Annotated in this window: 22 protein-coding genes; 20 read left to right on the top strand and 2 right to left on the bottom strand. The window is 30.6% G+C overall.

Annotation, left to right across the window (positions count from 1 at the left end):
- The first annotated feature begins 31 nt into the window (after positions 1 to 31).
- The 8 genes from ACJDUG_RS04040 (at position 32) to ACJDUG_RS04075 (ending at position 8,776) form a co-directional block, all read left to right on the top strand.
- A complete protein-coding gene (locus ACJDUG_RS04040; RefSeq protein ID WP_406768598.1) occupies positions 32 to 1,234 on the top strand; it encodes a hypothetical protein in 1,203 nt (400 codons plus the stop codon).
- A 2-nt stretch (positions 1,235 to 1,236) separates the two neighbouring features.
- On the top strand, positions 1,237 to 2,403 hold the full coding sequence (locus ACJDUG_RS04045) for a polysaccharide deacetylase family protein (RefSeq protein WP_406768599.1): 1,167 nt from the start codon (positions 1,237 to 1,239) through the stop codon (positions 2,401 to 2,403).
- A 296-nt stretch (positions 2,404 to 2,699) separates the two neighbouring features.
- Complete coding sequence (locus tag ACJDUG_RS04050) at positions 2,700 to 3,686, top strand: O-antigen ligase family protein (RefSeq protein ID WP_406768600.1); 987 nt, start codon at positions 2,700 to 2,702, stop codon at positions 3,684 to 3,686.
- A complete protein-coding gene (locus ACJDUG_RS04055) occupies positions 3,664 to 4,893 on the top strand; it encodes a glycosyltransferase (RefSeq protein WP_406768601.1) in 1,230 nt (409 codons plus the stop codon). Before ACJDUG_RS04050 ends, ACJDUG_RS04055 begins: the two co-directional genes overlap by 23 nt.
- 11 nt (positions 4,894 to 4,904) lie before the next feature.
- On the top strand, positions 4,905 to 6,266 hold the full coding sequence (locus ACJDUG_RS04060) for a glycosyltransferase (protein ID WP_406768602.1): 1,362 nt from the start codon (positions 4,905 to 4,907) through the stop codon (positions 6,264 to 6,266).
- Positions 6,267 to 6,268: 2 nt separating this feature from the next.
- Positions 6,269 to 7,432, top strand: a complete 1,164-nt coding sequence (cps2T, locus tag ACJDUG_RS04065) for a beta 1-4 rhamnosyltransferase Cps2T (protein WP_406768603.1) — start codon at positions 6,269 to 6,271, stop codon at positions 7,430 to 7,432.
- A gap of 1 nt (position 7,433) precedes the next feature.
- Entirely contained in the window at positions 7,434 to 8,123 is a 690-nt protein-coding gene (locus ACJDUG_RS04070) for a YveK family protein (RefSeq protein ID WP_406768604.1), read from the top strand.
- The gene (locus tag ACJDUG_RS04075; RefSeq protein WP_406768605.1) at positions 8,120 to 8,776 is read left to right on the top strand and encodes a CpsD/CapB family tyrosine-protein kinase; all 657 of its coding nucleotides are present in this window, start codon (positions 8,120 to 8,122) and stop codon (positions 8,774 to 8,776) included. Before ACJDUG_RS04070 ends, ACJDUG_RS04075 begins: the two co-directional genes overlap by 4 nt.
- Before the next feature lie 73 nt (positions 8,777 to 8,849).
- Here the strand turns inward: ACJDUG_RS04075 and ACJDUG_RS04080 are convergent, their stop codons facing one another.
- On the bottom strand, positions 8,850 to 9,926 hold the full coding sequence (locus ACJDUG_RS04080; RefSeq protein ID WP_406768606.1) for a GIY-YIG nuclease family protein: 1,077 nt from the start codon (positions 9,924 to 9,926) through the stop codon (positions 8,850 to 8,852).
- 77 nt (positions 9,927 to 10,003) lie between these two features.
- Positions 10,004 to 10,135: a hypothetical protein gene (locus tag ACJDUG_RS04085; RefSeq protein WP_406768607.1), complete on the bottom strand. Its 132-nt coding sequence runs from the start codon at positions 10,133 to 10,135 to the stop codon at positions 10,004 to 10,006.
- A 293-nt stretch (positions 10,136 to 10,428) separates the two neighbouring features.
- On the opposite strand from ACJDUG_RS04085, the gene ACJDUG_RS04090 reads away from it, so the two are divergent.
- From ACJDUG_RS04090 to ACJDUG_RS04145, 12 genes are all read left to right on the top strand, one after another.
- Complete coding sequence (locus ACJDUG_RS04090; RefSeq protein WP_406768608.1) at positions 10,429 to 11,628, top strand: acetate kinase; 1,200 nt, start codon at positions 10,429 to 10,431, stop codon at positions 11,626 to 11,628.
- 298 nt (positions 11,629 to 11,926) lie between these two features.
- Positions 11,927 to 13,345: an aspartate ammonia-lyase gene (locus ACJDUG_RS04095; protein ID WP_406768609.1), complete on the top strand. Its 1,419-nt coding sequence runs from the start codon at positions 11,927 to 11,929 to the stop codon at positions 13,343 to 13,345.
- 57 nt (positions 13,346 to 13,402) lie between these two features.
- Positions 13,403 to 14,626, top strand: coding sequence for an NAD(P)-dependent malic enzyme (locus ACJDUG_RS04100; protein ID WP_479723028.1), 1,224 nt, complete (start codon positions 13,403 to 13,405; stop codon positions 14,624 to 14,626).
- A 129-nt stretch (positions 14,627 to 14,755) separates the two neighbouring features.
- Positions 14,756 to 16,693 carry a BglG family transcription antiterminator gene (locus ACJDUG_RS04105; RefSeq protein WP_406768610.1) on the top strand — a complete coding sequence of 646 codons (1,938 nt, stop codon included), beginning with the start codon at positions 14,756 to 14,758 and terminating at the stop codon, positions 16,691 to 16,693.
- Between the two features lie 22 nt (positions 16,694 to 16,715).
- Positions 16,716 to 17,306, top strand: a complete 591-nt coding sequence (locus ACJDUG_RS04110) for an RDD family protein (RefSeq protein ID WP_406768611.1) — start codon at positions 16,716 to 16,718, stop codon at positions 17,304 to 17,306.
- A gap of 191 nt (positions 17,307 to 17,497) precedes the next feature.
- The gene (locus tag ACJDUG_RS04115) at positions 17,498 to 17,824 is read left to right on the top strand and encodes a PTS sugar transporter subunit IIA (protein WP_406768612.1); all 327 of its coding nucleotides are present in this window, start codon (positions 17,498 to 17,500) and stop codon (positions 17,822 to 17,824) included.
- 68 nt (positions 17,825 to 17,892) lie between these two features.
- Positions 17,893 to 18,222 (top strand): PTS sugar transporter subunit IIB, encoded by a 330-nt coding sequence (locus ACJDUG_RS04120; RefSeq protein WP_406768613.1) that lies wholly within the window; start codon positions 17,893 to 17,895, stop codon positions 18,220 to 18,222.
- Between the two features lie 85 nt (positions 18,223 to 18,307).
- On the top strand, positions 18,308 to 19,666 hold the full coding sequence (locus ACJDUG_RS04125) for a PTS sugar transporter subunit IIC (RefSeq protein ID WP_406768614.1): 1,359 nt from the start codon (positions 18,308 to 18,310) through the stop codon (positions 19,664 to 19,666).
- 11 nt (positions 19,667 to 19,677) lie between these two features.
- Positions 19,678 to 20,205 carry a GrdB-related putative oxidoreductase gene (locus ACJDUG_RS04130; RefSeq protein WP_406768615.1) on the top strand — a complete coding sequence of 176 codons (528 nt, stop codon included), beginning with the start codon at positions 19,678 to 19,680 and terminating at the stop codon, positions 20,203 to 20,205.
- 88 nt (positions 20,206 to 20,293) lie between these two features.
- Positions 20,294 to 21,250, top strand: coding sequence for a glycosylasparaginase (locus ACJDUG_RS04135; RefSeq protein WP_406768616.1), 957 nt, complete (start codon positions 20,294 to 20,296; stop codon positions 21,248 to 21,250).
- 51 nt (positions 21,251 to 21,301) lie between these two features.
- Entirely contained in the window at positions 21,302 to 22,375 is a 1,074-nt protein-coding gene (locus ACJDUG_RS04140) for a Sapep family Mn(2+)-dependent dipeptidase (RefSeq protein ID WP_406768617.1), read from the top strand.
- A complete protein-coding gene (locus tag ACJDUG_RS04145) occupies positions 22,368 to 23,120 on the top strand; it encodes a copper homeostasis protein CutC (protein WP_406768618.1) in 753 nt (250 codons plus the stop codon). The genes ACJDUG_RS04140 and ACJDUG_RS04145 overlap by 8 nt, the downstream gene beginning before the upstream one ends.
- The last annotated feature ends 132 nt before the right edge of the window (positions 23,121 to 23,252 follow it).

A 23,252-nucleotide genomic window follows, 5' to 3' on the forward strand; every position in this document is an offset into this window, starting at 1 on the left:
AAATCTTTAAGCTTTTATGAGGAGAATATTTATGAAAAACAATATTGAGGTTTTAACCTTAGATACTGAAAGTGCAACTGAATTAAGTTTAATAAGAAATATAGGAGAAAAAGGAATAAGAATAACATTAGTAACATTTAAAAGTAAAGGGCTAAACAGATTATCTAAATATATAAAGGATATAATTAAAGTTCCAAATTGGAATGAAAGTATAGAATTGTTTATTCATGAGCTTATTAAAATAGGAGAAAGAAATCCTTTAAAGTATATGATAATAGCTGCCAGTGATTTTGCTAATTTAGCATTAGCTGAAAATTATGAAACTCTTTCTAAGTTCTATTACTTCCCCTTTAAGGAAGGTAGGGTTATTGAACTGCTTATAAACAAAGAGGCTTTTTATGCTAAAATGGAAGACTTAAACATTATAATACCTAAAACCTATAAAATAAGCATTAAAGATGATTTGAAAGATCAAATAAATAGTGAAGCAATGCCATTAATAATTAAACCTAAGTACATGTTTGATAAGGAGTTCCATGAGAATTTTGGTAGTAAAATATTAAAAATATATAACCTAGAAGATTACAAAAGATTAGAGAATAAGCTAGAAATTATTCATGACAAGGTTATTATTCAAAGCCTAATTAAAGGAAATAAAAATGTTGCAGTATATGGATATTTTAAAAATAACGCCTTCGATGCGTATTGTGTAATTGATAAAGACGAAATGAGCAGCTGGGGTACAACCATTATTGGGCATTCTATTGAAAATATAGAATTAAAAAAATATGCTGAAAGTATATTATGCAAAATAGATTATGAAGGCTTTGCTGAATTAGAATTTATTTATGATACGGAAGATGAGTGCTTTAAACTGCTTGAGATTAATTGTAGGCCTGTTCAGTGGTGCAGATTGTGCAGCAAAGTAACATATCCAATTGAATGTATTCCTATTCAATTAATAAACGGCAATTTCAATAATGATAGGGCTAAGATAAATCTACAAAATAAGTATTATATTTTTTATGAAATGGGAATTCTTGAGTTATTACAAGCAGGAAAAATAGGCTTTAAAGATATTTACAAGTATATTAGAAAGCCAGAGTACCTTTCTATGTATTGGGACAGTAAAGATATAATTCCATCTATTAGGTACAGACTTAGTTTTTTAAAAGCCTTGATAAAAATAGTTATTAAAAGTCTTATAAGTAGAAAACCAATAGGAGCTAAGTAATTATGGAAATCAAAATTTGCAAATGGTATGATAATGCAGATTCTCCAGTACTTTTTATGGTAGATGATTTAGCTAATGTATGGGTTGATACAAATGGAAATGGACAAGTTGATTTAGAAGAGGATTGGGGATATGCAAAGAATATTAAAAATTCTTCTTTTAGATTTTTAAATAGTGTAATTTTAAAGGATAAGCATGAGGTGAAAATTACTTTTTTTACTCCAGTAGGAATAAGGGTTGGAATGATTGAAAATCCCAAAATAAAATCTATTTCTAAGATGTTAAATTGTGATGAGGATAGTAAGGAGTTTTTTAGAAGTATTAATGATTCTTCTAGGTTTGAGATAGCTTATCATGGGACAACTCATGGTAGAGTTGGTAAAACTAATTTAGATTTTATTCAAGAATGGGAACTATTTAATTCTTTAGAAGAGGCAGTTAACAAAATTAATTATGGTAGGGAAATCTATAAGGAGGTATTTGGAGAGTATCCCAAGGGTGGTAAATACTGTGGCTATCAAGTCAATGAATTTTCAGATGAAAGTATAGATAATACAGGCTTTTTATGGTGGTGTAGATATTGGAACAGGGGGAAGGCAAATGAGAACCCACTAACTAATTTTGATATTAAAACTTTTGGAAAAAATAATGTTTACGATATTCCTAGTACAATAGACGGTTCCTTATTAAATGGAGTATTACACCCCATTAAGTATAAAGTACTAAAAAAATTATTAAGGAATCTTTTAGTAAGACTTAAACTTCGTCAGATAGATTTCTTACTAAAAAATAAACTTGTTATAAGTATTCAAGAACATATGGCACCATCAAGAGATGATGGAAGAAGACAAAGTCCTAATATCTTTGATGATAAGGAAAGCTTGAACTATATATTTCAGTATTTAAAAAGCAAAAGAGTTTGGTATTGTACAGGTAGTGAACTAGCGGAATATGTACATACTCGGCAAAATATTAATATTATTATTTTAGATCAGGATAGTTTTAAAATAGACATACTAAAAAAAGTTAATGGGCTATTATCCATAAAACTACCTAATGATGTGAGCTTCATTAAATCACCCAATGGAATTATTGTAAAAAAAAATGATGGATGTTTTAATGTGGAAATAATGAGGGGTAAATATTTAATAATTAGAGGTAATAGATAAAAATGAAACAATTAATTATATTATATATATTGTTTTTTACTAGTTTATTATCCCTTTTTGTAAGTAAAGATGAAAAGAATACATATAGAAAACTTATTTTATCATTACTATTAGTATTCATTATCATAAATGTTAACATTAAAATTAATCTTTGGAATGATAAGTTTGTGTATATTAATATTTTATTATTAATACTTTTAATACTAAATTTATTAATCAAGAGGGATAAAAGAGTAATAAATATAAAAAGCATTATACTTTTTTTAAATATTATTAATATTATTTATTTGCTACAAATGATTTTTATAAGAATCTACGATTTAAACTTATTTGCTTATAGTTTCTCAACAAACCTTATCATTTTACTTATTATTATTATATTTTATAAATTTCAAGGTCGTTTTAATAAGGATTTTATTATTAAAAGTATAGCAATTATAGCTTTCATAAATTTTATACTTGGATTATTACAGTATAAAACAGGAAAGATGCTTATTTATGGAAGCTTAGCAGGAGATATTTATTATACTGAAGGAATAAGTATTGTAAAGAGGATTGTTGGATTTGTAGGAGCAAGTAATGGAGCAGGAAATTTAGGAGCAATACTTTTTCCAGTTGTATTATATAAGTTTAATAATAAAAGAAATCTACTAAATTTAATTTATATTTTTGCAGTTTTAATCTTTACTATTATGACATTAACTAGAATTGCATATGTGGCTATAATTATAGAATTCTTAATATATTTTATAATGAACAATAACAAAAAAGATATGGGACATAAGGTATTATTTATTTGTGCTTTCTTTATCTCTTCTATAATTATTTACAATATTTACTTTAATAATATATATAACATTTTATTTGCTGAAAGGGGAAATACAGAATCAGTTAGGATAGAACAATTTTTAAGAGTTTATAAGTTGTTTTTACAATATCCATTTTTGGGTGTAGGTGCTGGACAGTATACATATTTTATACTCGATATTTTCTCAATAAAAGACACAGAAATACATTCTCAAATATTAAATACTTTCGTGGAATGTGGTTTTTTAGGTGGATTTGCATATTTAATTTTCAATATTAGGCTTATGATTATGGCTATAAAAAGCAGTCCAAGAGTAGAACTATGGTTTGTTTTATCACTATTTACAGGCAACTTTATAGTTTCAAATTTTAATCCAAATCAGTACTATGCAATTGATATTTTTATATATTACTTTATTTTATGCGGTATTATATTTGCCGCCAGAGGTGAGCATGAAAAAACTTTTGATAATTAGTGACTTCATGGAAAATCAGCCCGTTGTGGCTTCAGTTAGATATTGTGATTTAATGCAGTATATATCAAAAAAATTTTTTACAATTGTTATTAATGACCAGGACAAGGGTAATAAAAAAAGTATTTATTCAAATGTTAACTTTAAATATAATATTTCAAAAAGTAAATTTACTCAAAGAATAGAACAAAGGAATAAAAAAAGAAATTTAATAGAGACACTATTAAGAAATAGGCTTATTTTAACTATTTGGAGAAATTATTCTAATAGTTATTATTGTTTTAGAAAGAAAAATATTGGCATACTAAAAGAACTTGAGGATTTTCTTCTATTAAACTCAATAGTAGCAATATTTATTACAGTTCCAGATATTCATGGCCTATATATCTTAGACTATATAAAAAGAAAACATATAAAAATACCAGCAATTGTTGAGGTAAGAGATATTTTAAATAATAAGATTGGCAGTGGTAATCCCAGCTATACATTAAAAAAAGCCGAAAGGATTTTAATAAATAGAGCTGATGGAATTATAGCCCTTTCTAATGGCATTGAAGAATACTATAAAAAATTTGATAAACATAAAAAAATAAGAGTTATTACAAATGGATACAATGCTGAAGACTTTAAGGATTGTAAATATGAATCTATAACTAATAAGAAGGTAATTACATTTGCTCATGTAGGCTCCATTTATAAAGGGAGAAATATTAAGGATTTTATTTCTGCACTTATAAAATTAAATAAGATTAGTAATATAAATGTAGTATTTAATGTAGTTGGATTTCTTGATAGTGAGGCTATTAAGGATGTTGAAGAATTAAGTGATGCTCTTAAAAGTTCTAAAGTAAAAGTTAATATACTTGGTACTATGTCACATGAAGAGGCTATTAAATATCTTATTGAATGTGACATATCTGTAATTTTAACTCATAAAATAGGAAGTGAATATGCTATACCTGGAAAGACTTTTGAGTATATAGGAGCTTCAAAGCCAATAATTGCAGTGACTAAGGATAAAAACTTAATTGAGCTAATAGATGGTAAGTTTGGAGAGTGTGCTGAGCATAACGTAGATAAAATAGAAGAAAAGCTGCAAAAGTTATTGAAAACTCATTATAACTTTGAAAATAGATTTCAGTTTTCAAGAGAAATTCAAAGTAAGAAGATTATTAATTTCATTGAAGAAGTGACTCTGAATAAGGAGTAGCAGAGGAAGTTATGAGAATACTACATTATTCATTAGGCCTTCCGCCTTATAGAACTGGTGGACTTACAAAGTATGCCTTTGATTTAATGAAGGAACAAGTATATGAAGGAAAAGATATATACTTGTTATATCCTGGACACATTAAATTATTAAATAAGCAAATAAAAATATCTCTAAAGAAGCAGCAATTGGGTATAAAGGTATACGAACTTATAAATCCATTACCTGTTCCTTTATTAAGTGGAATTGGACAACCAACTAGCTTTTGCATAAAAGCATCGAAAGAAGTATATATATCCTTTCTTAGGGAATTAGCTCCAGATATAATTCACCTTCACACATTAATGGGACTACACAAAGAGTTTTTTATAGCTTGTAGGGAATTAAATATAAAGATGATTTTCACTACCCATGATTATTTTGGCATTTGCCCAAAAGTTAACTTATTTGACTTTAATAATCGCATATGTACTGATTATAAAAAAGGGGAAAATTGCATTAAATGCAACGAAGCTTCCTATAGTCTTAAGATGATTTTCTTAATGCAGTCAAGAATATATAAAAGCTTAACAAGTTACAAATTTTTTAATAAGATTAAGCATTATTTGAAAAGTAAATTAAGTAAAAAAGAAGGCTGGAATACTTTAAAGTCTAATCCTCCATTAAACGAATATTCAGAGCTTAGAAAGTATTATTTAGATATTTTAAACTTAATTGATTATTTTCACTATAATAGTTCTGTTTCAAAAGAGGAATATGAAAAATACATAAGCTGCACAGGAGAAATAATTAATATAACTCATAATGAAATTAAGGATAACAGAAAAGTAAAAGTTTATAATAACAATTCTAGCAAGTTAAGAATTACTTATTTAGGCCCTAATGAAGCATATAAAGGCTTTAGTTTATTGACACAAGCTTTAGAGGAATTAAAAGGACAAAACATTTGCAATTGGGAACTTACTGTATATTCACAGAAGAAAGATGGGGCTGATCCCAATTATTTTTTTAAGGGACCTTATAACTACCAGGAGCTAGAGGATATTTTTAATAATACAGATATTTTAATTATACCAAGTGTATGGAATGAAACCTTTGGATATATTGGCTTAGAAGCATTTTCATTTGGAGTTCCTGTTATGGTTACAGAAAATGTTGGCTTTAAAGATATACTTATTAATAATGTTACTGGAATAATCATAGGTTCTCATATAGAGGAATTAGCAGAGAATATTGCAAAGATAATTGAAGATAGAAATATTTTAGAAAAAATTAATAGAAATATTATAGCAGCTAAATTTGATTTTTCCTTGAAAAGCCACTCAGAAAATATGTTTAAATTATATGACAAAGTGTTAGGAGGAAGGTGCTAGAAATGGAGGTCTTTATTATTGGATCCAAAGGAATACCTGCAAGATACGGAGGCTTTGAAACCTTTGTTCATAACCTGACTGCAAAGAAAAAAAGTGAAAATATAAAATATAATGTCTCATGCTTAGGGACAGATAATAATGAATTTGAGTTTAATAATGCAAGATGTTTTAATGTAAAAGTTAAAAATATTGGCAGTATAAAAGCAATAATTTATGATATTACAGCATTAAGAGAATGCATAAAATATATAAGGAAAAATAAACTAAAGAATAGTATTGTATACATATTAGCTTGCAGAATAGGCTTTTTTTTAGCTATATACTGTAAGGTAATAACAAAAATGGGTATAAAAATATTTGTGAATCCTGATGGACATGAATGGAAAAGAAGTAAGTGGAATAAAGTTATTAAAGCATATTGGAAATGGTCAGAAAGATTGTCTATAAAGTATGCAGATCTTATAATTTGTGATTCCAAGGAAATAGAGAAATATATAAATAAAAAATATGAAAAATTTAAGCCTAAAACAAAATATATACCTTATGGTGCAGAAATCAAGTATTCAAGTTTAAGTTCAAATCTGGAGAAATTTCTTTTATGGTTAAAAGAAAATTACTTAAAAGCTAACGAATATTACTTAATCGTTGGAAGATTCGTTCCAGAGAATAATTACGAATTAATTATTAGTGAATTTATGAAGACAAATACAAGAAGGAAGTTAATTATTATAACTAATGTAGAAAAAAATAAATTTTATGAAGATTTGATGAAAAGAACTAGATTTGATGAAGATAGGAGAATAAAGTTTGTTGGTACTGTCTATGATGAAAAGTTATTAACAGATATTAGAGAAAATGCATATGCCTATTTACATGGCCATGAGGTAGGTGGAACAAACCCTTCACTACTTGAGGCTTTAGCAAATACAAATATAAATATTTTGCTTGATGTCGCCTTTAATAAAGAAGTAGGAGAAGATGCTGGATTATATTTTTCAAAGGAAAGGGATGATCTAGCAAATCTGATTAATAAAGTAGATAAATACAATTATGAGAAAATTAATAGTTTAGGAAATCTAGCTAAGAGTAGGATTAAAGAACAGTATTCTTGGAAAGCTGTGGTTGACAGCTATGAGAAGTTATTTTTAAATTCTTTGGAGGAGTAAAATGGATTTTAAGAAATTTATTAGTATCTTAAAAAAGAGGTTTCTATTTATATGCTTTATTACTTTAGTTATAACTTTAGCAGTTGGATATTTAAGTTATTTTGTTATAACACCTATATATAAGGCTGATATTTCAGTTATTATTGGTAATTCTAATAATTCAAATGAAATAAATAAACAAAACTATGATGACGTATTAATGTACCAAAAAATGGTGAAAACCTATAGTAAACTTATTAAATCAAGGGTAGTTGCAGAGGATGTAATAAAAAACCTAGATTTAAAATCCATGAGCACATCTGATCTATTAGAAAGTGTTACAGTTACACCTGACAATGAAACTCAATTTTTAACAATTGCTGTATTATCAAAAGATCCAAAACAAGCAATGAATATAGCTAATCAATTCGCAAAATCATTAAAATCCATTAGTATTAAAGTTAATGAAATAGATATAGTTGAAATTATAGACGAAGCACAACTGCCCATTGAGCCTGATAGCCCCAAACCAATTACTAATATTATAATGGCTTTTTTTGTTGGGAACATGTTATCCATTGGACTTGCAATTATGGATGATTATTTAGATAATACCATTAAAACAGAAGAAGATGTTCAAATGCTGCTTGGTCTCCCAGTCTTAGGAACAATTTCAAAAGTTAATTTAAAAGAGATGGGTGTGATTGTATGAAAAAGAGGGCAAGTAAAACAAAGAGGCTTAAAACTATGGCAGCTGAGCAATTTAGAACACTTAGAACCAATATACAATTTTCTTCTTTAGGTAATAAAATAAAAAGCATTGTTATAACCTCTAGTATGCCTGGAGAGGGGAAAAGTATTGTTACAGCAAATTTGGCGGTTACAATGGCAAACGCCGGTAAAAAAGTAATTATAGTTGATTGTGACCTAAGAAAGCCAACAATTCATAAAAAGTTTTCATTACCTAATTTAATAGGCCTTACTAATATATTAGTTCAAGATAGGAATAAACATGAGACTATTACAGCTGCTAATTATCCTAATCTATTTATACTAACTAGTGGACCTATTCCTCCTAATCCATCAGAGCTTCTTGGAAGCAATAATATGAGAGAGCTTTTAAATGAGCTCATTAATACTTACGACATTGTACTTTTAGATTCACCCCCTGTTTTATATATAACCGATACACAAATCTTATCAGCTATTGCTCAAGGGACTATACTTGTTACTTCCTATGGAAAGTCAGAAAAAGCTGCGGTACTTAGTGCAAAAGAAAATATCCAGAAGGTTGGAGGCAAAATATTGGGGGTAGTAATAAACAAAATGCCTGTAAAAAAGAATAATACCTATTATGAGTACTAAATTTCAGCTATTAAAAATATTAAATGCTTGTTGAAACTATAAGTTTAATGGAGACAAATACCTTTTTATAGAATTAATATTTAAGAAGTAAATCAATTGCCTCATTTATTGAGGTTTCTAATTTATTTTCAATCCAATCCTCCGGAATAGCAGCAAATCTACAGTTGTTTTTATTAGTATTTAAATAAGAATATATTATTTGAGCTTCGTCGATATCATTTCTCCCTATTTCAATGGAGCTTTTTAAAGTTTTTAAACTAAAATAATGAAGTGTTAGTTCTATTAATGTTGTTTTTATTTCTTTAATATGAGTTATTGAATTTTCAAATAATCTAGAATATATTATTTTTGATCCATTAATTAAAAAAAATTTAAAAGTATCTTTATTTAAATACTCAATTAAAACAATTTTATCATTCTCTTGAGAAAATGTGATAACTTTCTCTTTTGCCATAAGAGATTTTACAGAACTTATGGAATCTCTGTATTTAATTGCTGTATCAAAATTCAATTTTTCTGCTGCATCCTTCATAATAGACTCCATTAAATTGAGAACTTTTCTATCAGTTCCAATTAGAAGCTTGAATATGTCCTCAATTCTAGCTTTATATTTTGCTTTAGTATTAATATCAAAGCACATACCAAGACAAAGACCAAGGGAATAATTTAAGCAGGGGGAATTACTTTGGTGATCATTGCTGCACTGAATTTTTAAACTCTCTTTAATACCTTGAAGCGCTCTTTCAACAACATTTTTATTTATAAAGGGCCCAAAATAAAAGTTACCATCATTCTTTGAAACTTCCAAAGTGGTCTCAATTTTCGAAAAATCTCCTTTAATTTTTACATAGATATAAGATAATGGAGTTTTCATCATTCTATTATAACGAGGCTTGATTTCCTTAATTAATTTGCATTCTAAAACAAAGGCTTCGAATTCTGTATCTGTTAAGATATAATCAAAGCCTTTTATATTTTTCACTAGCTTTATAACCTTTGGAGTATGATATTTTGAGCTCTGAAAATAGGAGCCAACTCTGCTTTTTAAATTTTTAGATTTGCCAACATAAATAATACTATCAAGAGAATCCTTCATAAGATATACACCTGGTGAAGAAGGAAGAATTCTAATTTTTTCTTTTAAATCCAAGGCTAAACCTCCCCAAGAATATTCTTAGAAATTAAGTATATTATATATTTTTGGAGGGTGATAAATCAAATTTATTGTTAGCTATTAGTAGTTTTTGATTTGCTTTTCTTATATTCAGCAGCTTTAAGTCCTTCTAAAGTTCCACTATTTCCAGTATTTTTAATTGCCTTATTCTGTTTAACGGCATCATTTCTTTTATTTGTATTCATAATATATCTCCTTGTATTTTAAAATTTTATTTACAATATTATTTTTAGCAGATTTATAAGAAATATGTGATAATAATTCTTCTAAAGTTCATTAAGTATAATTTTTATTTCTTATATAGAGAAGTAATTTTAAAGTAATAAGTTTCCAGTAAAAAAGTTAAATAAATAGTGTACAAGCTAATATATATGTTATACAATTTAGATGTGTGATACACAATAGCAATAATTCTTGCAAGAATTTTTAAAATTGCAAGAAAATTTAAAACTAATAAAGCATGGAAGGAGAAAACTTTATGAAAATATTAGTTATTAACTGTGGTAGTTCTTCATTAAAATATCAATTAATTAATATGGAGAATGAAGCTTGTATAGCTCAAGGATTAGTTGAGAGAATAGGAAATAAAGGATCTGTTTTAACACAAAAGGTTATTGGTAGGGAAAAATATATAGTTAATCTAGATCTAAAGGATCATAAGGATGCAATCGGCCTAGTACTTAATACTTTAGTTGACCAAACAAATGGAGTAATTAGAAACGTTGATGAAATATCAGCGGTAGGACATAGGGTTGTACATGGGGGAGAACAATATAATAGTTCTGTATTAATTGATGGTAATGTAATGAAGGCCTTGGAGGAATGTTCTAAATTAGCACCTCTTCACAATCCTCCAAACATTATTGGAATAAACGCCTGTAAAGCCCTTATGCCAAACATACCTATGGTTGCAGTTTTTGATACTGCCTTTCATCAGACTATGCCAAAGCATGCATTTATATATCCCTTGCCTTATGAATTTTATGAAAAAAATAAAATTAGAAAATATGGGTTCCATGGTACTTCTCATAAATATGTTTCTATGCAGGCAGCAAAAATGCTTAATAAGGATATAAAGGGTTTAAAAATAATTTCCTGCCATTTAGGTAACGGAGCCAGCATAACTGCTATAAAAGATGGAAAATCCATAGATACAAGTATGGGCTTTACACCACTAGCAGGTCTTGCTATGGGAACTAGAACCGGGGACATGGATCCAGCCATAATAACTTATTTGATTGAGGAATTAAATTTATCTCCAAGTGAGGTTACAAACATAATAAATAAGAAATCTGGGGTGCTAGGTATTTCCGGGGTAAGCAGTGATTTTAGAGATATTTGGGCGGCTTCTGAAAATAATGAAAAGGCACAGCTTGCTTTAGATGTATTTCATTATAGAATAAGAACCTTAATCTGCGCTTATGCAGGTGCCTTAGGCGGGGTGGATTGTATTATATTTACAGCTGGCATAGGAGAAAATTCAGGAGATTCAAGACAAGCTTCCTGTGATGGTTTGGATTTTCTAGGAGTTAAGATAGATAAGGAAAAGAATAAAGTATCAGGAAAAGTTGTAGATATTAGTGCTAATGACTCAAAAGTTAAGGTGCTAGTAATCCCTACTAATGAAGAACTCATGATAGCAAGAGATACAAAAGAAATAGTAGATTTAATAAAATAATAAAAGTTAAAAAATAAGTGTCTTTTAAAAAGTTAAAAGCACTTATTTTTATGTAATAATAAGGAATATTGATAAAATTTAAAATGCAATTTTAAGTAATTAAAAATTAGTAGATTTAGTCTCTATTTCAGCTAATTTTAATTTTTTTTAAAATACAGTTGAATTTATCATAATAAAGTTATATTATTTATATAAATGCAACTTTCCATTCATTTTATATAAAATTATGAATGGAACAATTATAAACATAAGTAAAAAAAGTTCATATAAAAAATATGAAAAAGTTGGGGGAGAAAAGATGTTATTTAGACTAGAAACCGATTCAATTGGAGAGAAACAAGTACCAAAAGATGCCTATTATGGCGTGCAAACCCTAAGAGCTGCAGAAAACTTTAAAATTACTGGCTATCATATTCATCCAGAGTTTATTAGAGCTTTAGCTGAAATTAAAAAAGCTTCAGCAATGATAAATATGCAAGTTGGACTATTAGATTTGAAGGTTGGAGATGCAATAGTTAATGCCTGTGATGAAATATTGCAAGGAAAGCTTCATGATCAATTTATTACAGATCCTATTCAAGGTGGAGCTGGTACTTCTATGAACATGAATGCCAATGAAGTAATATCAAATAGAGCTATTGAAATATTAGGAGGAGAAAAGGGAAATTATAATATAGTACATCCTAATGACCATGTTAATATGGGACAATCCACTAATGATGTTATACCTACTGCTGGAAAAATGACTACTCTAGTATTATTGAAAAAAGCTATTGAGAAATTAGAAGAGCTATATGAAGCTCTAAATAAAAAAAGTAAAGAATTTGATGATGTTATAAAAATGGGAAGAACACAACTTCAGGATGCAGTTCCAATTAGACTTGGACAGGAATTTCATGCCTATTCAAGTGTTGTTAAAAGAGATATAGCTAGGATAACAAGGACAATTGAAGACTTAAAAACTGTAAACCTTGGAGCAACTGCTATTGGTACAGGAATTAATGCAGATGAAGCTTATGTTAAAAATGTCGTTCCTATGCTTAGTAAGATTGCAAAAATGGAACTTATTCAAGCCGAGGATTTAATTGATGGTACGCAGAATACAGATGGCTTTGTAGCTGTGTCTGCATCACTTAAGACCTGCGCTGTAAGTCTTTCTAAAATTGCAAATGATTTAAGGCTTTTATCCTCAGGACCTAGAACAGGCTTTGAAGAAATTAATCTTCCTCCTAAACAAAATGGTTCTTCAATTATGCCAGGAAAAGTTAATCCTGTAATACCTGAGGTAATGAATCAGGTGGCCTTTAATATAATTGGAAATGATATGACCATTACAATGGCATCTGAGGCGGGACAAATGGAGCTTAATGCCTTTGAACCAGTTATGTTTTATAATTTATTTCAGTCTATTGAAACCTTGACAAATGGTGTGGATACCTTTATAAATAATTGTATAGTTGACATAACAGCTAATAAAGAGCACTGTAAGGAATTAGTAGATAATAGTGTGGGAATTATAACTGCAATATGTCCTCATGTAGGTTATAAGGAAGCAGCTAAAATTGCAAAAACTGCATTAAAAACCGGAGAACCTGTAAGAAAAATAGTTCTTAATGAGGGAATTCTTGATGAGACAGCCTTAGATACTATATTAGATCCTTATGGAATGACTGAACCAGGAATTTCAGGCAAGGAATTGCTGCATAAGGCGATTTAAGAAGCAAGATAATTATAATTAAAGTAGCTATTAAATAACATAGTTAGGAGAGATATTATGGATTTAAAAGAAACAGTTCTAAAATTTCACAAGGAAAATGAAGGTAAAATAGCTCTAAAGTGTAAGGTTCCAGTAAAAAATAAGGAAGATATGACTTTAGCCTATACACCAGGTGTTGCTCAGCCTTGTCTTGAAATAAACAAAAATTATGAAACCATTTATGATTATACTTCAAAGGGAAACTGGGTTGCTGTAGTTACTAACGGAACAGCAGTATTAGGACTTGGAGATATAGGAGCAGGAGCAGGCCTTCCCGTTATGGAAGGTAAAGCCGTTTTATTTAAATCCTTTGCAGGAGTAGATGCCTTTCCTATCTGCTTAGACACTAAGGATGTTGATAAAATAGTTGAAACTGTAAAGTTAATGGAACCAACCTTTGGTGGAATAAATCTTGAAGATATAAAGGCGCCAGAATGCTTTGAAATAGAAACAAGACTTAAGGAAATCTGTGATATTCCAATTTTCCATGATGACCAACATGGAACAGCAGTTGTTTCAGCAGCTTGTTTAATAAATGCCTTAAAGGTTGTTAATAAGAAAATTGAAGATGTAACAGCTGTTATAAATGGAGCAGGTGCTGCAGGTATCGCAATCTCAAAGCTTCTTATAAAAATGGGAATGAAAGATATAATTTTATGTGATACAAAGGGACCTATATTTGAAGGCAGAAGTGCTGGAATGAATAAGTACAAAGACGAAATGGCTAAGATTTCTAACAAGTCTAAAGTTCAAGGTACTTTAGCAGATGCTCTAAATGGAGCAGATATATTCCTAGGAGTTTCCGTTGCAAACTGCGTTACTGAAGAAATGGTTAAATCCATGAATAGAGATGCTATTATAATGGCAATGGCAAATCCTAATCCAGAAATACTTCCTGACATCGCTAAAAAAGCCGGAGCTAAAGTTGTTTGCACAGGTAGATCAGATTTTCCAAACCAAGTTAACAACGTTGTTGCTTTCCCAGGAATATTTAGAGGAGCACTTGATGTAAGAGCAAAAGAAATAAATGATGAAATGAAAATAGCTGCTGCTTATGCAATAGCATCAATTATTTCCGAAGAAGAGTTAAATGAAGATTACGTAATGCCAGCAGCCTTTGATTTAAGAATTGCACCACTTGTTGCAAAAATGGTTGCTGAAGCTGCTATAAAAACTGGAGTAGCTAGAAAATTGGATGTTACACCAGAAATGGTTGAAGAACATACAAAGAAACTTTTATAATAGAACACAAAAAGGGGTCAGACTCCACTTTAGCAAACTAAAGTGGAGTCTGACCCCTTTTTCCTATTTCCTAGTACTAGGAAATTTATTAATTATAAGAATTGCAATATTAATATATAATAAACTTAAATGATGGTCTTAGAAAGTGGTGATAGGGTGTTAAATAAGAGACAAGAAAAAATTATCCTGTTTATGCATAATAGTAAAGGCTGGATTATTGGCAAGGAACTTGCTAAGGTCCTAGGGGTGTCAGACCGCACCATTCGAAGTGACATAGCTCATATTAACAGCTTTTATGAATATGAACTAATTGAATCAAACATTAGGCTTGGATATAGAATGAACGAGGATAAATTTCAAAGTTTGGATATAGAAACAAGCGACATGATTCCTCAAACTCCAGAAGAGAGATGTATCTATATCATTAAAGAATTATTGTTTGAAAAAAATGATATTAATTTAACCCTTTTACAAGATAAAGTATATGTGTCCGGCTATTCTATTGATAATGATATTAAAAAAATAAAAAAAATGCTTGAGCCCTATAAGGGTCTGCAGCTTGTAAGAAGCAAAAATTATATCCGATTAAGCGGCAAGGAAGAAGAGAAGCGTAAATTATATAAGGACTTATTGGAAAATGAGATAAAGGGAAACTTTTTAAATTTAGATAAAATTGCATCTTTTTATAAGGATTTTAATTTAATTGAAGTTAAGGATATTCTGGAAGCTACACTTAAGGAATATCATTATCATATTCGTTCCCTTACTTTAACCATGATTATAATGCACATAGGAATTGCAATTCAGCGTATTATTCGTCACAACTTCATTAATACTGATAGAAATACAGAGGAATTAAGAAGCAGCCTGGAATATAAAATTGCACAAGAATTTTTTCATAAGGTAACAAAAAAAATAAGGCTTGAAATAGTTGAAGATGAAATTGCCTTAGTTGCGTTATTATTACTAGGCAAAAAAAGTACTGTTTACACCAATGAGGATTCAAAAGTTGAAGCTGCTTATTCCATTCCTGCTTTACTTGAGGAAATCTTCTTTGACATTAAAAAAACCTTTGATGTTGATTTTAGCTCTGATAATGAGCTGATGAATGGGCTGGAAATGCATATTACCTCACTTATAGAACGATATAAGAAGAAGATTGAAATTGATAATATGTATCTGCAGGAAATCAAGCGTGACTATCCTTTGGTTTTTGAGATGGGAGTAAGAGTTTGTGAGCTGTTAGAGGGAAAGCTTAACATTACTATAAGTGAAAATGAAATTGCCTTTATTGCCTTACATCTTGGTGTTGCGTATGTTAGGGCAAATATTACCTACAAGTATAAAGTAGTTATGATTCATCCTCAAGATAAGGTTTTATCTAATTTGTGTATGGAAAAAATCATTAATCGCTTTGGAGATCGTATGGAGATTATTGAAAGCATGAATTTCTTTGAGGAGTCTGTAATAACAGCTTTAAAGCCGGATTTAATCTTAACAACACTTCCATTAAAACATAAATTACCGATTTCAACAGTGCAGATTTCACTGTTCGTAAATTATGAGGATGAAAATAAGATTTATAAAGCCTTAAACAATTTAGAAAAAATAAGGTGCAGGGACAATTTTAAACTTTTAGTTTTAAAGCTTATAAAAAAGGAATTTTTCTATTCACATGTTAATGTGGACAGTCCTAATGAGTTAATTACAAAAATGTGCAATAACTTATATGAAAAGGGATTTGTAGATAAAGACTATGAAAGCAGTGTACTGCAGAGAGAAAAAATGTCTGCAACCTCCTTTGATTTTGGCTTTGCAACTCCCCACAGCCTCAATGAAATGTTTATTAATCAGTCAGCTTTAAGTATTGCAATCCTGGATAAGCCTATTACCTGGGGAGAATTTGATGTGAGGCTTGTAATCTTGTTTACCATTAATAAAGAAGATTATAAAATCCTAAGAATATTCTTTGACTGGTTAAGCAATGTAATTTCTAATTCTGAGCAGTTTACCAGAATATTAGAGGTTAATAACTATAATGAATTTATTGATGAAGTTTTAAAATAAATACTTACTAGAAGGTGAAGGTATGAAAAAAGGAAAAAAATCTGTTTATGAAAGTAATGCAGTAGTTTCAGGAGATATACCAATTTGGAAGCGTTTTATAGCTTATATGGTGGATTGGTATTTAGGAAGTATTTTTACTTCCTTGCCAATGGTATTGATTTATATGAAGGCAACAAATACACAGGACTTAAATACCAATTTGTTTCAATATCCAAAGCAGTATGCACTTTTAGCTGGAGTTCTAGGCTTATTGTTTGGACTATTTTATTACCTCATTGTGCCATTATTTATATGGAAGGGACAAACCTTAGGGAAACGCTGGTGTCATTTTAAAATTACTAAAATTAATAGCCAAGATATAAGCCTTAAAGAATTATTTTTAAGACAAATTATTGGCATTTTTTTAGTAGAAGGAGCTTTGATTTTCCCAAGCAATTTGTTCCATCAAATCTTATCCCTAATAAGTAATGTAAATTTAATTACTCCACTTAATTACGTGGGTATTGCTATAAGTATTTTATCAGGCTTATTTGCTTTAATTAGAAAGGATCATAAGGCTATTCATGATTTAATTGCCAGAACCAAAGTAATTAGCGTTATGGAAAAACAATAGCAGCTTATATAAATGCATTAAGCAGTAGGGGCATTGTTAATAGCATTTCCTAGAGGCGTTTAAATTGACATAATACAAAATATGCTGTAAAGCATTAGCATTAATAGTGTTTCCTAGAAGTAGGAAGAAGGCTTAAAGTCATTTCCTATTTTAAAGTTATATACTATAAGTATCAGAAAGGAGGGACAGCAATGGAGGGATTAGAGCTAGCGTGCTTTCAAATTATTTCTTCAGCAGGTATGGCGAAAAGCAGCTTTATTGAAGCCATTAAAGAAGCTAGGAAGGGTGACTTTGTAAAAGCAAAGGCTTGTATTGATAAAGGTGATGAATTTTTCACTCAAGGACATAATGTTCATACTGAATTAATTCAGAAGGAAGCAGGAAATGAAAAGGTAAGTCCAGATTTATTATTGCTACATGCAGAGGATCAATTAATGTCAGTTGAAACCTGTAAGATTCTAGCAAATGAATTAATTGCAAGCTATGAACGTATTTGTGCCTTAGAGAATAAAGGTTAATTATATAGTTAAGTATATTAATAATAATAAAACATTAAATATCATAACTACGGAAAGGAGGAAGAAAAATGAAAAAGATTTATTTGTTTTGCAGTGCTGGAATGTCTACAAGTATATTAGCAAGTAAAATGCAAGCTGCAGCTGATGAAAACTCATTGCCAATTGAGGTAAAGGCTTATCCTCATAATGAGTTAGATGAAATTATTAAAAAGCATCATCCGGATTGCATTTTATTAGGACCACAAGTTAAATATTTATATGAAAAAACTGTAAACGATTTTGGACCATCTGGCATTCCAATTGCTGTTATCGACCCAACTGATTATGGTATGATGAATGCTAAAAAGGTTTTAAAAAGTGCAATTAAGCTTATTAAAGCGGCAAGCGAGAGTAAGTAGCTTTACATGGGATAATGAGTGATTATTTTACGATATTTGTATTATGATTACTTAATTATAAACAAAAGAAAGAGGGGGAAAAAACATGATAAAATGGTTAGAAAAAGTTTTAATGCCAATAGCTGAAGCAATCGGTAAAAACAAATATTTAATTTCCGTCCGTGATGGATTCTTAGTATCCACGCCATTATTAATTGTAGGATCATTATTTCTATTAATTGCAAACTTCCCAATTCCTGCATGGACTAATTGGTTAGATTCCGTGCATATTAATGGAACTACTTTATCTGCTTATTTTGGAAAGCCTGCTGATGCAACATTTTCAATTATGGCAATTTTTGCTGTACTAGGTATAGGATATTCCTTTGCTAAGCAAATGAAAACAAATCCTATATTTGGAGCAGCAGTATCAATTATGTCTTGGTTCTTAATTATGCCTTATGGTGTAACTGGAAAAGCTCATGTTGAAGGCATAAAGGACCCAGTTCAGGTTTTCTTAGGTGGAGGACTTCCACTTGGATGGGTTGGTGCAAAAGGTATATTTATAGGTATTATATGTGCTTTCTTAGCTGTACACATTTACGCTTTTGCTGAACGTAAAGGATGGATAATTAGAATGCCTGCTGGTGTTCCTCCAACAGTTGTTCAATCCTTCGCAGCCTTAATTCCTGCTGGACTTGTTATATCTGTATTCTTTGTAATAAATTTATTCTTCGGTTTCTTTAAAACTGATGTTTTCACAATCGTATTTAAGTTCCTTCAGTTACCTCTTATGAACTTAGGTGATACCTTAGGTGCTATGGTTATTGCATACATCTTCTTACACCTATTCTGGTTCTTTGGAGTAAACGGTGGTTCTGTAGTAGGTGCAGTATTTAACCCTATTCTTCAGACCTTAACTGCTGAAAACCTAGAGTTCTTCAAAACTGGAGTTGGACAGGGACATATTATATCTCAACAATTCCAAGACTTATTTGCAACCTTTGGCGGATGCGGATCTACATTATCACTATTAATAGCAATGCTGTTATTCTGTAAATCAAAACGTATTAAAGGATTAGGAAAATTAGCTTTAGTTCCTGGTATCTTTGGAATTAACGAACCAATAGTATTTGGTCTTCCAATAGTATTGAATCCAACAATGTTAATACCATTTATGTTAGTTCCTACACTTAACATTGTTATTTCATATTTTGCAATGGCCTTAAAATTAGTTCCAATTTGTAATGGTGTTAATATTCCATGGACAACTCCAATTATTATTTCTGGATTTTTAGCAACAAATTGGGTAGGTGCAGTACTTCAAGCTCTGTTACTTGTTTTAGGTGTAATTATTTATATGCCATTTATAAGGATTATGGACAAACAATATTTAAAAGAGGAAGCTCAAGCAATAGAAGAGGACGATGATTCTCTTGAGGATTTATCCTTTGATGACTTATAGGAGATGATTAAATGCCAATTAAAATCATGATGATTTACGATCAAATTCAAGCTGGTGCAGGTACTAAAGATGATAAAATGGTGCCATTAGGCGCTAAAAGAGAGCCTGTAGGACCAGCAATCATGATGGAACCATTTTTAAAGGAGATTGACGGTAAGGTAATTGCTTGTCTTTATTGTGGCAATGGTACTTATTTAGCTGATCCTGAGGAGGTTTCCAGAAAACTTTGCGCTATGGTAAATAAAGTTCAACCAGATGTAGTAATGTGTGGACCTGCCTTGAACTATAAAGATTATGCCAATATGGCAGCAAAAGTTGCTTATGATATTAATAGATCAACTAATGTTCCAGCTTTAGCAGCTATGTCTGTTGAAAATGAGGAGACAATTGCGAGTTTCAAAGATAAAGTAAATATTGTAGTTACTCCTAAAAAAGGTGGTATAGGGCTTAATGATTCCTTGAAAAATATGTGCAAACTTGCAAAGGCTTTAGTTAACAAGGAAGACGTTACAGCTTTAACTGGCAGTATTTGTTTTTAAGTTTAAAAACCACTAAATAATTTAGTGGTTTTTTCATTATATTTTATGCTTGTTATAATATTATTTCAGAAAAAAGGAGTAAAATAATATGTACGGAATGATTGCAACTTGGCGTATGGCTGTTGAAGGTATTACTAAGGGAAGAGAAATCTTAAAGAATAGTGGATGTGCAGGAGATGCAATTGAAGCCGCTATTAAAGAAGTTGAGAACTTTGAATACTATAAGTCTGTAGGCTATGGCGGCCTGCCTAATGAGGAAATGGAAGTAGAATTAGATGCTGCATATATGGATGGCACTACTTTTGATATTGGAGCAGTTGCTGCAATTAAGGATTTTGCCAATCCAATAAGCATAGCAAGACGATTAAGCGAGGAAAAAGTAAATAATTTATTAGTGGCAGAAGGAGCAGAGAAGTTTGCTCATAAAGAAGGCTTTGAACGTAAAAATATGTTAACAGAGCGTGCTAAGATTTTTTATTATAATCGAGTTAAAGAGGTAAAGGAAGAGGAAATCAAGCCTTACAGCGGACATGACACTGTAGGTATGGTATGCCTTGATGAGCATGACAATATGACTGCTGGCACCTCAACAAGCGGCTTATTTATGAAGAAGAAGGGAAGAGTTGGTGACTCTCCAATTTGCGGTTCTGGATTTTATGTAGATTCTAAGGTAGGGGGAGCTAGTGCCACAGGCCTTGGAGAAGATTTAATGAAAGGCTGTATTTCCTATGAAATTGTCCGCTTAATGAAAGAAGGTCATCACCCACAAGAGGCTTGTGAAATTGCCGTAATGAGGCTTGATTCAGAGCTTAAAGAAAGAAGAGGTAAGGCTGGTGATTTATCTTTAATTGCCATGAATAATAAAGGTGAATGGGGAGTTGCCACCAACATTGAAGGCTTTTCATTTGCAGTGACTACTGAAAATGAGGAACCAATTGTGTATCTAACAAAAAATGTAGATGGGAAATGTATTCATGAAGTAGCAAGTAAGGAATGGCTTGACAACTATATGAGTACAAGAACTGCACCAATAACTAGAAGGTGATTATTAATGAAGACTAAAATATTATGAAAAATAGATGAGCTAAAGGAACAAATGATTTCTGACATTCTGAAGGTGGTTAAAATTAACAGTGAAGAAAGTGAGATAGAAGAAGGGATGCCTTTTGGCAGGGGGGTTAATGATTGTTTGCTTAAGGCACTTGAAATTGCCTCGAGTCTTGGCTTTGAAACAAAGAATATAGATGGATATGCTGGCTATGCACAGCTTGGAGAAGGCAGTGATTACCTTGGTGTAATAGGCCATTTAGATGTAGTACCTGCAGGTGAAGGGTGGCTTGAGCCTCCTTATAGCGGTTATAATAAGAATGGGAGAATTTATTCTAGAGGTATTTTAGATAATAAAGGACCAATTATGTCCTGCCTATATGCACTATATGCCTGCAAAGTAAGCTGTGTTAAATTTAATAAACCCATTCGTATAATATTTGGAACTAATGAAGAAACGGGAATGAAGGATATTGAGTATTATTTAAGTAAGGAAAAGCCACCAATTATGGGTTGGACTCCAGATTGCAAATATCCTGTGGTTTATGGTGAAAGAGGCAGGGCTAAATTTAAGATATCAGCTAATGAAAAAGACTTGAAGGACTTATTTAGCTTTGTAACTAAGTATTTTTTACAAAGTAAGGAAAATGGAGACAGGTTAGGTATTGATTTCTCTGATGAGGAATTTGGGAAAATGCAGATGCGGGGCTATGGTTTAAGACAGGAAGAAAGCAAAAGTATATTTGACTTTACCTTAAGCTACCCAGCAGGAGTAACTCTTTCAAAAATTACCTCACAAATTAGATTAAAAATGCCAGATACACTATCCTTAGAGGTAGTTAGTAATTATGATCCTGTAAAGTTTGAAAAAGACTGTTTTTTAGTAAGAAAGCTTAAAGAAGCCTATGAAGAAGTCACTGGCTTTGATGGTACACCAGTAACAACAACTGGCGGCACTTATGCAAAATTAATGCCTAATATAGTTCCCTTTGGACCAAGCTTTCCAGGGCAAAAGGGCATTGGGCACAATCCAAATGAATGGATGGATATTGAAGATATTGTGATGAATGCTAAAATATATGCATTAAGTTTTCTAAAGCTAGGTGGTGAAAGTTATGAATAAAATAGTAGAAGTGTGCTGTGGAAGCTATTATGATTGTCTACAGGCCTATAAAGGTAAAGCGGAAAGAGTGGAATTAAATAGTGCACTATATTTAGGAGGGTTAACTCCTAGTATTGCAGAACTAATTTTAACTAAAAAAAATACTGATTTAAAGGTTATTTGCATGGCAAGGCCAAGAGCTGCAGGGTTTTGTTATGAAAAGGAAGACTATGAAACATTATTATTAGATGTAAAGCTCTTAATGGAAAATGACGCAGACGGCATTGCCTTTGGCTGCCTAGATGATGAAGGAAATATTAATGTTGTGCAAACAGAAGAAGTAGTTAAATTAATTAAATCCTATGGATCAGAAAAAGAAGCAGTATTTCATAGGGCCTTTGATTGTGTCAGTGATCCCTTTGAAGCTGCAGAAACTTTAATTAAGCTAGGTATAGACCGTATTTTAACTAGCGGTTTAGAAGCAAAGGCTGTAGATGGAAAAGGCCTATTGAAAGTACTTCAGGAAAAGTATGGACATAAAATTCAAATTCTAGCTGGCAGTGGAGTTAATGCTGGAAATGCCAAAGACCTTATGGAATATACGGGTATTACCCAAATTCACAGCTCCTGCAAAGCCTGGCTCATAGATAAGACGACAACTAAAAATCATGTTACCTATGCCTATGGCAAGGATGAATTTTCCTATGATGTAGTTGACTCTAAGCTAGTTAGTGAGCTAGTAAAGGTAGTTAATGAAGAACTATAGCATTAAATATAAATAAAATTAACAAAGTGAAATTAAAAAGAACTACAATTAAAAAAAGCTACAAATAAAAAGAATTATAATTAAAAAAGAACTACAATTATAAATAAAAATCAAATATAAAAATAGAAAGCT

The organism is Candidatus Clostridium stratigraminis (assembly GCF_045310675.1).
GTDB lineage: Bacteria > Bacillota > Clostridia > Clostridiales > Clostridiaceae > Clostridium_AT > Clostridium_AT stratigraminis.